We start from the raw sequence: 12451 nt of genomic DNA, 5'->3' as shown, positions 1-12451 counted from the left end.
CTTGCAGAAAATGCTCGAAGAGAACGTTTCCCCGGCGAACCTGCCCATTGCGCCTGTCAGTGCCGAGTTCGACACGTTGTCGCTGTCGTTTGCCCAGGAACGCCAATGGTTCCTCTGGCAGTTGGACCCCGACAGCGCGGCCTATCACATGCCCACGGCCCTGCGCTTGCGCGGGCCGCTGGACATCGCTGCCCTGGAGCAGAGTTTCACGGCGTTGGTGGCGCGTCACGAGAGCCTGCGCACCACCTTCCAGATCCATGGCGAGCAGGTCGTGCAGCAAGTGCACGCGGCGGCGCCGGTGCGTTTGCAGGCCGACACCCTGGAACCATTGCCGGACGAGACGCAGCTGCGCCGGTTGATCGAAGCAGAAACCCGCCAGCTCTTCGACCTGCAACAGGGGCCGCTGCTGCGCACGCGCCTGCTGCGGTTGGCGGCGGATGACCACGTGCTGATCGTGACCTTGCACCACATCGTTGCCGATGGCTGGTCGATGCAGGTGATGGTCGAGGAATTGGTCAACGGCTACGCCGCCTTCAGCCAGGGCCGCGCGCTGGAACTGCCGGCGCTGCCGATCCAGTACGCCGACTACGCCATCTGGCAGCGGCACTGGATGGAAGCGGGCGAGCGCGAACGCCAGTTGGAATACTGGACCGCACGCTTGGGGGGCCAGCAACCGGTGCTGGAGCTGCCGACCGACTTCCCCCGTCCGGCGGTGATGAGCTATCGCGGCGCGCGGCTGCAGCTCGCCATCGACGCGGTGCTGGCCGGCGACCTCAAGCACATGGCCCAGCGTGAGGGCGTCAGCCTGTTCATGATTTTGCTGGCCTCGTTCCAGGCGCTGCTGCATCGCTACAGCGGCCAGAACGACATCCGCGTCGGCGTGCCGACGGCCAACCGCAACCGGGTCGAGACCGAGCGCCTGATCGGCTTTTTCGTCAATACCCAGGTGCTCGACAGCGATGTGCAGAGCGAGGATGCGTTTGGCGCCTTGTTGCAACAAGTGAAACAGACAGCCCTGGGCGCCCAGGCTCACCAGGAGCTGCCGTTCGAGCAATTGGTGGAAGCGTTACAGCCTGAGCGCAACCTGAGCCACAGCCCGCTGTTCCAAGTGATGTTCAACCACCGGACCCAAGGCCCGGCGGGCGAGGGGCCGGTCGGTGCGTTGCAAGTCGAGGGGCTGAGCTGGGACTCGCACACGGCACAATTCGACCTGACCCTGGAAACCGTCGAGCATGGCGAAGGCCTTTCGGCTGCACTGATCTATGCCACCGACCTGTTTGGCGCCGAGACGATTGCGCGCATGGCCGGGCATTGGCAGAACCTGTTGCGCGCCATCGTGGCCGACCCGGCACAGCGCATCGGTGAATTGCCGTTGCTCCACGCGGCCGAGCGCCAGGCCTTGCTCGACGACAGCCAGCGCACCGCGGTGCCGGCGCCCGAGGCGGGTTTTGTCCACCAACTATTCGAAAGACAAGCGGCGCGCACCCCGGACGCTCCGGCGCTGGTGATCGACGGCGAGCGCTGGAGCTACGGCCAACTCAATGCCCGGGCCAATCAACTGGCGGGGAAACTGCAGAGCCTCGGCGTGACTTCCGACGTCTTGGTGGGCATTGCCGTGGAGCGCAGCGCGCACATGCTGGTGGGCCTGCTGGCGATCCTCAAGGCCGGCGGCGCCTACTTGCCGCTGGACCCGGCGTTCCCCCAGGATCGCCTGGCGTACATGATCGAAGACAGCGGCATCGAGCTGCTGCTGACCCAACGCTCGTTGCTCGACCAGCTACCGCTGTCCTGTGGGAGCGAGCTTGCTCGCGATGGCGGTGGTTCAGTGAATGACGATGTTGGGTGTGCCGACGCTATCGCGAGCAAGCTCGCTCCCACAGGGGGCGGGGTTGGCGTTAAGACATTGGTATTGGACCAGGAGAGTGACTGGCTCGACGGCTATAGCGGCGAGGCGCCGGCGACGCGCCTGGATGCGGAACACCTGGCCTACGCGATCTACACCTCCGGCTCCACTGGCAAGCCCAAGGGCGTGATGGTGCGCCACGGCGCGCTGACCAACTTCGTCGCGAGCATGGCCAAGGCACCGGGCATGACGGCCCAGGATCGGGCATTGTCGCTGACCACGTTCTCGTTCGATATTTTCGGCCTGGAAATCTACGTGCCGCTGATGGTCGGCGCATGCATCGTGCTGACCGGCCAACAGATCGCCCAGGACCCATACGCGGTGTTGGCATTGATCGCGGCCGAGCAGGTCAATGTGCTGCAGGCCACGCCGTCGACCTGGCGCATGTTGCTGGACAATGAACACGCCCAGGGGCTGCGCGGCTGCAAATGCCTGTGCGGGGGCGAGGCGTTGCCCCGGGAACTGGCCGTGCGCATGCTCGCCCTCGGCGGTGAAGTGTGGAACCTCTACGGCCCGACGGAAACCACCATCTGGTCGGCCTTGCACCCGTTGCAAACCCAGGCCGCGCAACCGTGGCTCGGCGGGCCCATCGACAACACCACGCTGTACATCGTCGGTGCCGACCTGATGCCGGTGCCTTATGGCGTGGCCGGGGAATTGCTGATCGGCGGCCAAGGCCTGGCCCGTGGTTATTTCCAGCGCCCGGCGCTGACCGCCGAACGCTTCGTGCCCCATCCGTTTGTCGCCGGCGAGCGTCTGTATCGCACCGGTGACCTGGCGCGCCAGCGTGCCGACGGTGTCCTCGAATACCTCGGGCGCATCGACCATCAAGTGAAGATCCGCGGCTTTCGCATCGAGCTGGGAGAGATCGAGGCGCGCCTGCTGGAACAGGACAGTGTCCGCGAAGCGGCGGTGCTGGCCCAGGACGCGCCAGGCGGCCAGGCGTTGGTGGCGTACATCGTTCCAACCGCCGAGCTGAATGACCTGGACGCCACCGCCCAGAGCGGCCTGCGCGACAGCCTCACCACACGGCTCAAGGCCAACCTGCCCGACTACATGGTGCCGTCCCATGTGGTGCTGTTGCCGCGCTTCCCGCTGACGCCCAACGGCAAGCTGGATCGCAAGCAATTGCCCAAGCCCGATGCCAGCCAATGGCAGAAAACCTATGTCGCGCCGCAGACGCCCACGCAGCAGGCGGTGGCGACGATCTGGGCCGATATCCTCAAGGTCCGGCGGGTCGGCCTGGAGGACAGTTTCTTTGAACTGGGTGGCCACTCCTTGCTGGCGACCCAGGTGATGTCACGGATCCGCCAGCAACTGAATATCCAGGTGCCGTTGCGCCTGTTGTTTGCCCATCACAGCCTGCGGGCGTTTGTCGAGGCCATGGGCACGGCATCGGCGCACGATGAAGCGAGCATTCCACGCATCCCTCGCGATCAGCCGCTGGCGCTCTCGTTCGCCCAGCAACGGCAGTGGTTCCTCTGGCAACTGGAGCCCACCAGCAGCGCCTATCACATTCCGGCAGCGCTGCGTTTGCGCGGCGCCCTCGACCGTGTCGCGCTGCAACAGAGCTTCGATGCCCTGGTGGCGCGTCACGAGAGCCTGCGCACCCGCTTCGTGCTCGACAACGAGCGCCCCCTGCAAGTGATCGACGAACCGGCGCCGCTGGCCCTGGCGGTCGAATCAATCGACGCCACTGTCGATGACCAGGCCTTGCGCGGCTTGATCGAAGCCGAAACCCGGCAGTTGTTCGATTTGCAGCGCGGCCCGTTGCTGCGGGTCAAGTGGCTGCAACTGGGCGCTGATGACCATGTGCTGATCCTGACCCAGCACCACATCGTCTCCGACGCCTGGTCGATGCAGATCATGGTCGACGACCTGCTGCAGTTGTACGCAGGTTTCAGCCAGGGCCAGGCCGTGGAACTGGCGCCGCTGCCGATCCAGTACGCCGACTACGCGCACTGGCAGCGGCAATGGCTGGCGGCGGGGGAGCAGCAGCGTCAACTCGATTACTGGATCGAGCAGTTGGGCGGCGAGCAACCGATTCTCGAACTGCCGACCGACCATCCGCGCCCGGCCCAGCAAAGTTATCGCGGCGCACGGCTGCCCATCGTCATCGAACCGGCGTTGGCCGAAGGCCTCAAGCGCCTGGCCCAGCAGCACAACAGCACGCTGTTCATGCTCTTGCTCGCGGGCTTGCAGACCTTGTTGCACCGCTACAGCGGCCAGGACGACATCCGCGTCGGCGTGCCGATTGCCAACCGTAACCGGGTGGAAACCGAGCGCCTGCTGGGCTTCTTCGTCAACACCCAGGTGCTCAAGGCCGACATCGACGGCAACCTGCGATTCGACCAGTTGCTCGATCAGGTCAAGCAACGCGCATTGGGTGCCCAGGCCCACCAGGACCTGCCATTCGAACAACTGGTGGAACGGCTGGAGCCAGCGCGCAACCTGAGCCACACGCCGTTGTTCCAAGTGATGTTCAACCATGCCAGCGATGCCCGCCGGGACCTGTCGGCGTTGCCGGGCCTGAACCTGGAGCAACTGACCTGGGATGCAGGCACCGCCCAGTTCGACCTGACCCTGGACACCTTCGAATACGCCGATGGCCTCAGCGCCGCGCTGACCTACGCCAGCGACCTGTTCGAGCCGAGCACCATCGCCCGCCTCGGCGAGCACTGGCTGAACCTGTTGCGCGCCATCGTCGCCAATCCGACCCAGCGCATCGCCGAACTGCCGATGCTGGACGGGGCGCAGCGGCGCCTGATCGTCGAGGACTGGAACCGCACCTTCGCCGATTACCCGAACCATCTCCCGGTGCATCAGTTGATCGAAGCCCAGGTCGAGCGTGACCCCCACGCCGAGGCGCTGGTGTTCGAAGGGCAGTCGCTGAGCTATGCCCAGCTCAACGCCCGCGCCAACCAGTTGGCCCACGCCTTGATTGCCCGCGGTGTCGGCCCGGATGTGCTGGTGGGCATCTCGGTGCAGCGCAGCGTGGAAATGGTCGTTGGCCTGCTGGCGATCCTCAAGGCCGGCGGCGCCTACGTGCCGCTGGACCCGGACTACCCGCCGGAGCGCCTGGCCTACATGATCGAGGACAGTGGCATCGGGCTGTTGCTGACCCAGAGTTCATTGCTCAACCCGCTCCCCCTGTCCTGTGGGAGCGAGCTTGCTCGCGATAGCGGTGGTTCAGCCAATGGCGATGTTGAAAATGAAGGCCTCATCGCGAGCAAGCTCGCTCCCACAGGGAGAGGTGGCGTCAAGACGCTGGTGTTGGATGGGGACGACGACTGGCTGCGAGACAATGCCACCGACAACCCACCACGCCGGGCCGGCGCCGAGAACCTCGCCTACGTGATCTACACCTCCGGCTCCACCGGCAAGCCCAAGGGCGCTGGCAACAGCCATGGCGCGCTGACCAACCGCTTGTGCTGGATGCAACAGGCCTATGGCCTGGGGGCCGGTGACAGCGTCCTGCAGAAGACGCCGTTCAGTTTCGACGTGTCGGTCTGGGAGTTCTTCTGGCCGTTGATGACCGGCGTGCGCCTGGTCGTCGCGGCACCGGGCGATCATCGCGATCCGCAAAAACTGGTCCGCCTGATCGAACGGGAAACCATCACCACCCTGCATTTCGTGCCGTCGATGCTGCAAGCGTTCGTGCTCGACGCCAACGTCAGCCGTTGCACCAGCCTGGCTCGCATCGTCTGCAGCGGCGAAGCCCTGCCGGTGGATGCCCAGCAGCAGGTGTTCGCCAAGTTGCCCAATGCCCGGTTGTATAACCTCTACGGTCCGACTGAAGCGGCCATCGACGTGACCCATTGGACCTGCCGCGACGAAGGGCGCGATGCGGTGCCCATTGGCGAGCCGATTGCCAACCTGATGACCTACATCCTCGACGATGAGCTGAACCCGGTGCCGAGCGGCGTCAACGGCGAGCTGTACCTCAGCGGCCAGGGCCTGGCCCGCGGTTATCACCGCCGTCCCGAACTGACGGCCGAGCGTTTCGTCGCCAGCCCGTTCGTGGCCGGCGAGCGGCTGTACCGCACCGGCGACCTGGCGCGCTATCGCCCGGACGGGGTGATCGACTACATCGGTCGGATCGACCATCAGGTGAAAATCCGTGGGTTCCGTATCGAGTTGGGGGAAATCGAAGCACGTCTGCTCGAACACGGTGCGGTGCGCGAAGCGGTGGTAGTGGCCCAGGACAGCCGCAGCGGCAAGGTGCTGAGCGGCTACGTGGTCGCCCAGGCCGAGGCAACCGGCGCTTGGTCCCAATTGCGTGAAGCGCTGCTGGCCCATTTGCGCCTGAGCCTGCCGGAACACATGGTGCCGACGCACCTGACCCGCCTGGAACACATGCCACTGAGCCCGAACGGCAAGCTCGACCGCAAGGCGTTGCCGGCGCCGGACCTGGCCGAGCGCCAAGAGGTGTTCACCGCACCGGTCAACGCCATCGAGCGGGCGCTGGTGGAGATCTGGCAAAGGGTGCTCGGCGCCGAGCGGGTGGGCACCGCCGACAACTTCTTCGCCCTGGGCGGCGACTCGATCAACTCGATCCAGGTGGTCAGCCGGGCGCGTGCCCAAGGCATCGGCCTGACCCCCAAGGACCTGTTCCTGCACCAGAACATCCAGGCCCTGGCGCGGGTCGCCACCGCCACCGACGAAGGGCTGATCGACCAGGGGCCGGTCACCGGCGACAGCCTGCTGGTGCCGATGCAGCACTGGTTCTTCGCCAGTGATATCCCGCACCGCGATCACTGGAACCAATCGGTCCTGCTGACCCCGCGCGAACCGCTGGACATCGCGCACCTGCAACAGGCCCTCGCTCACGTGGTGGCCCATCACGATGCCTTGCGCCTGCGGTTCACCCAGGCCGACGATGGCCGTTGGCGCGCCAGCCACCAGGCCATGGATGAGCAGCCCCTGGAGATCTGGCAGCGCACTGCGCAGGATGCCACCGAAATCGTCGCCATCGCCGACCGGGCGCAACGTAGCCTCGACCTGCAACACGGCCCGTTGCTGCGTTGCAGCCTGATCGCGGTGCAGGACGGCAGTGCGCGTCTGCACTTGGCGATTCATCACCTGGTCATGGACGGCGTGTCGTGGCGGGTGCTGCTGGAAGACCTGCAAAACGTCTATCGCCAATTGCGGACGAACCAGGCGCCGGCCTTGCCGGGCAAGTCCACGGCGTTCAAGGCCTGGGCCGCCCGGTTGCAGGACTACGCCCGCAGCGAAACCCTGAACAAGGAACTGGATTACTGGGTCGGGCAACTGGACCAGCCTCTGCCGCCATTGCCACGGGCCCGTCCCGAGGGCAGCCAGGCTGCGGCCCATGGCCGTTCGGTGAGCACGCGCCTGGATGCCAACCAGACCCAGCGTTTGCTCAAGCAAGCGCCGACGGCCTATCGCACCCAGGTCAACGATTTGCTGCTCAGCGCATTGGCGCAAGTGGTCTGCCAATGGACCGGGCAACCGGCCTGCCTGGTGCAGCTCGAAGGCCATGGCCGCGAAGAGCTGTTCGAGGGCGTCGACCTGAGTCGCACCGTCGGTTGGTTCACCAGCCTGTTCCCGGTGTTGCTGACGCCGGCGAGCGACCCGGCCGAGTCGATCAAGCGGATCAAGGAACAACTGCGCGCAGTGCCGAACAAGGGCCTCGGGTATGGCGTGCTGCGTTACCTCGGTGCCGAAGCGGTCCAGCAACGGCTGGCAAAACTGCCGCCAGCGCGCATCACCTTCAACTACCTGGGGCAGTTCGACCAGAGCTTCGATGAACAGGCGCTGTTCGTGCCGAGTGAGGAGGGCAGTGGCGCAGGGCATGGCGACGATGTGGCGCTGGGCAACTGGCTGACCATCGACGGGCGGATTTTCAACGGCCAGTTGTCCCTCGATTGGACCTTCAGTGGCGATGTCTTCGACGAGGCCACGCTCCAGCAATTGGCCGATGCCTACGCGGTGGCGTTGCAGCAACTGATCGACCACTGCTGCACCGACGGGCACCTGGGCCTGACACCTTCCGACTTCCCGCTGGCGCGCCTGAGCCAGGCGCAACTCAACGGCCTGCCGGTGCCGGTGGCGCAGGTGGAGGACATCTATCCGCTGTCACCGATGCAGGACGGCATGTTGTTCCACACCCTGGCCGACGACAGCTCCGGCTTGTACATCAACCAGATCTGCCTGCCGGTGCATGGCCTGGACACGGAGCGTTTCGCCCGGGCCTGGACCTCGGTGATCGAGCGCGAGGACATCCTGCGCACCAGTTTCCACTGGCAGGATGGCTTGAGCGCGCCGGTGCAAATCGTCCATCGCCACGTTGAATTGCCGCTGCAGGTCGAAGACTGGCGTGGACAGGACATCAGCGAGCAGGCGATCAGCGCCCGGGCGACCGCCGACTACCTGGCCGGTTTCGACTTGAGCCGCGCGCCCCTGCAACGGGTGCTGTTGCTGCGCCTGGAAGATGATCGCTACCAGATGATCTGGACCTGCCACCACATCCTCATGGATGGCTGGAGCAGTTCGCGGTTGTTCGGTGAAGTGCTGCAATTCTACGCCCACGGGCAGGTGCCCAACCGCAATGGTCGCTATCGCGAGTTCATCGAATGGCTGCAACGCCAGGACCAGGGTGCGCTGGAGCGCTTCTGGCGCAGCCGACTCGATACCCTGGAGCAGGCGACCTCCCTCAACCAGGCGATGTTCCCCCGGCATGTCGAGGCACTGCCGGGGCATGAGGCGTTGTATTCGCGCTGGGACGTGACGCAGACCGCTCGCCTGCAACAGGCCTGCCGCGCCTTGCAGATCACCCCCAATACCTTGATCCAAGGGGCGTGGCTGCTGTTGCTGCAACGCTTTACCGGGCAGGACACCGTGGTCTTCGGCGCCACCGTCGCCGGGCGTCCGGCGGGGCTGGTCAACGCCGATAACATTCTCGGCCTGTTCATCAACACCTTGCCGGTGATCCAGACCCTGGATCCCGAGCAACCACTGGATCAATGGCTGCAACAGTTGCAGGCCTACAACCTGGACCTGCGTGAGCATTCCCATGCGCCACTGGCGGACATCCAGCGTTGGTCGGGCCTCGGCGGGCAGGGCTTGTTCGACAGCATCATCGTGTTCGAGAACTACCCCATCGACGAACGCCTGGGCGAGCAGCAGGACACCGGCCTGAGCTTCGGCGAGTCGCGCAATCATGACGTGACCAACTTCCCGATGGACCTGGCGGTCAACCTGGGCGAAACGCTGTCCATCGAGTACCTGTTCCTGCGCAACGCCTTCAGTGTCGAAGCGGTGGAACGCATCCGCCGGACGATGGAAGACACCCTGGAAGCGATGATCCATGCACCCCACGCGTGCCTGGGCAATTTGCAGCGCTTGTCGGTGGAACAGTGGCAGGCCTTCGAACAATGGAGCGCGGCGCCGAATGGCTGCCATCAGCCGCAGTTGTTGCCAGAGCTGATTGACCGGCATGCCCAGTCGCGACCGCAGGCCACGGCGCTGGTGTGTGGCGACGATTCGTTGAGTTACGGCGAACTGGAGCGCCGGGCCAACCGCCTGGCCCACCGCTTGATCGAACTCGGCGCCGGTCCGGAAGTGGTGGTCGGCGTGGCCCTGGAGCGTTCGGTGGACATGGTCGTGGCGCTGCTGGCGGTGATGAAAAGCGGCTCGGCGTATGTGCCGCTGGACATCGATTATCCACCCGAGCGCCTGGCGTTCATGATCGAAGATTCGGCCATGGCGCTGTTGCTGACCCACAGCCGGGTACAGGGGCGCTTGCCGGATCTCGACGGTTTGCCGCGCCTGGCCATCGACGGTTTCGACAGCCGTGGCTACAGCGACTTGCCGCCGCGCAGCGGTTTGCTCGGCGGCAACCTGGCCTACCTGATCTACACCTCGGGTTCCACCGGTCGACCCAAGGGTGTCGCCGTGGCGCACGGGCCGATGAGCATGCACTGCCAGGCCATCGCCGGGCTGTATGACATGGACGAGGACACTCGTGAACTGCACTTCATGTCGTTCGCTTTCGACGGTGCCCATGAACGCTGGCTAAGCACGTTGTTCAGCGGCGGCACCCTGGTGATTCGCGACGGCGCGCTGTGGACACCGGAGCAGACCTTCGACGCCTTGCACCGCCATGGCATTACCATCGCCTGCTTCCCGCCGGCCTACCTCAAGCAACTGGCCGAATACGCCGCCCACAGCCAACTGGCGCCACCGCCGGTGCGGGTGTACTGCTTCGGCGGCGATGCGGTGCCGGACCAGACCTTCGAGCAAGTGAAGGCGGCGCTGCGCCCACGATTCTTCACCAACGGCTACGGCCCGACGGAAACCGTGGTCACACCCATGTTGTGGAAGGTGCCGGCCAGCGAACGTTGCGAGGCCGCCTACGCGCCGATCGGGCGTGCGGTGGGCGAGCGCGCCTTGTATGTGCTCGACGACCACCTCAACCCGTTGCCGCCGGGCATTGCCGGCGAGTTGTACATCGGTGGCGCGGGCATCGCCCGTGGTTATCACCGTCGCCCGGACCTGAGTGCCGAGCGCTTCGTGCCGGACCCGTTCGGCCAGCCGGGCGATCGCCTGTATCGCAGCGGCGACCTGGTGCGCCAGCGCGCCGACGGCGTGCTCGATTACGTCGGGCGTATCGACCACCAGATCAAGGTGCGGGGCTTCCGCATCGAACTGGGGGAAGTCGAGGCCAGCCTGCGGCAACTGGACGACGTCAGCGATGCGTTGGTGATCGCCCGGGACAGCGCCTCGGGCAAGCAACTGATCGGCTACGTGGTTACCCCCGATGGCGTGGCCATCGGCGATCGGCTCAAGGCCGAGCTGCGGGCGCAATTGCCGGACTACATGGTGCCGGCCCAGGTGATCTGCCTGGAGGCGTTGCCGGTCACGCCAAACGGCAAGCTCGATCGCCAGGCCCTGCCGGAGCCGGAGTTCAAGGGCAGCGAGTATGTGCCGGGGCGCAACCGCGATGAGCAACTGTTGGCCGAGGTCTGGGCTGATGTGTTGCAAGTCGAGCGGGTGGGTATCACCGACAATTTCTTCGAATTGGGCGGTGACTCGATCCTCAGCCTGCAAGTGGTCTCGCGGGTACGCAACCATTCGGAACTGAAGATGGAGCTCAAGTTGCGGGACCTGATGCGTGGCCAGACCATCGAGGCGATTTTCGACCAGCGTTCGAACACGCGCGCCGTGACGGCCGAGGATGTGACCCAGGTGGCCGCCGAAGGGCAGTTCAACCTGATTCCGATCCAGCAGTGGTGGTTTGACCAGCGCATGAGCGAACCCCATCACTACAACCAGGCACTGATGCTGCGGGCCCGCCAAGGGTTGAACCTGACGGCGTTGGAATTGGCGTTGCGCGGCATGATGCAGCAGCACGACGCCTTGCGCCTGCGCTTCAGCGAAGCCGGCGGACGTCACCTGCAGCATTACCAGGCGCTGGAAGACATGCAGGCGCAGTGGGCCAGCGAACCCTTGCTGTGGCAGCACAGCGTGGCCGATGAGGCTGAGCTGGAGTTGTACGCCGAACAGGTGCAACGCAGCCTCGATCTGCACAACGGCCCGGTGTGGCGCACAGCGCACGTGACCTTGGGCAACGGTGAAACCCGCGTGTTGATGGTCATTCATCACCTGGTCATCGACACGGTGTCGTGGCGTTTGCTGCTGCAGGATTTGCAGACTGCTTATACGGCCTACAGTGAGGGCCAGGCGCCGAACCTGCCGATTCGCACCAGCAGCTACCGGGCCTGGGCCGAGGGCCTGCAAGCCTATGCGCTGGATTATCCGGCGCAGGAAAAAGCCTGGTGGCTGGAACAGATCGACCAGCCGGGCAGCGAGTTGCCGTGTGACAACCAGCGGGGCAAGAACCAGGTGCAGTACCAGTCGGTGGCGCATTTGAGCTTGTCGGAGCAGCACACCCAGCAGTTGCTCAAACAAGTGCCGGCGGTCTACCAGACGCAGATCAACGACGTGTTGCTGGCGGCGCTGAGCCGGGTGTTGTGCCGTTGGAGCCAGCAGCCTTCGGTGCTGATCCAGTTGGAGGGGCATGGTCGCGAGGACTTGGTCAAGGACATCGACCTGAGCCGCAGCCTGGGCTGGTTCACCAGCATGTTCCCGGTGCGACTGGCCCCGAACCCTGAAGCCGATATCGGCACGTCGGTGCGGGCGGTGCAGCGGCAGTTGGCCGCGGTGCCGAACAAGGGCTTGGGCTACGGCGTGTTGCGCTACATGAGCGGCGAGCCGATGGCCGCCACCTTGGGGCGTGCGCCCCAGGCCCGGGTGACCTTCAACTACCTGGGGCAGTTTGACCAGAGCTTCGACGACAAGGCATTGCTGGTGCCGGCGGCGGAAAGCTACGGCAGCTGCTACAGCCCCCATGCCGCGCTCGGTAACTGGCTGGAAGTGGTGGGGCAGGTGTACGACGGGCGCCTGGCGCTGCGTTGCATCTTCAGCACCCGCCGCTACCGTGCCGAGACTGTCGAGGGTTTGATGCGTGCGTACCAGGAGGAACTGGAAGCGTTGATCGAGCACTGCGTGGCGCAGGCGGCTTAA

The 12451-nt window shown here is 65.2% G+C and carries 1 protein-coding gene (cut by a window edge); it reads left to right on the top strand.

Annotated features, from left to right (window positions below; translation table 11 throughout):
• Positions 1-12451, top strand: the 3' portion of a protein-coding gene (locus tag ACLH0I_RS20195) for a non-ribosomal peptide synthase/polyketide synthase (RefSeq protein ID WP_411385211.1). 71 nt of this gene lie to the left of the window's left edge; the window shows 12451 of its 12522 coding nt (coding positions 72-12522); the start codon falls outside the window, past its left edge; the stop codon is at positions 12449-12451.

Source organism: Pseudomonas sp. MPB03 (assembly GCF_046605385.1).
Taxonomy (GTDB): domain Bacteria; phylum Pseudomonadota; class Gammaproteobacteria; order Pseudomonadales; family Pseudomonadaceae; genus Aquipseudomonas; species Aquipseudomonas zanjanensis.
This window is presented reverse-complemented; position numbering and strand designations above follow the sequence as displayed.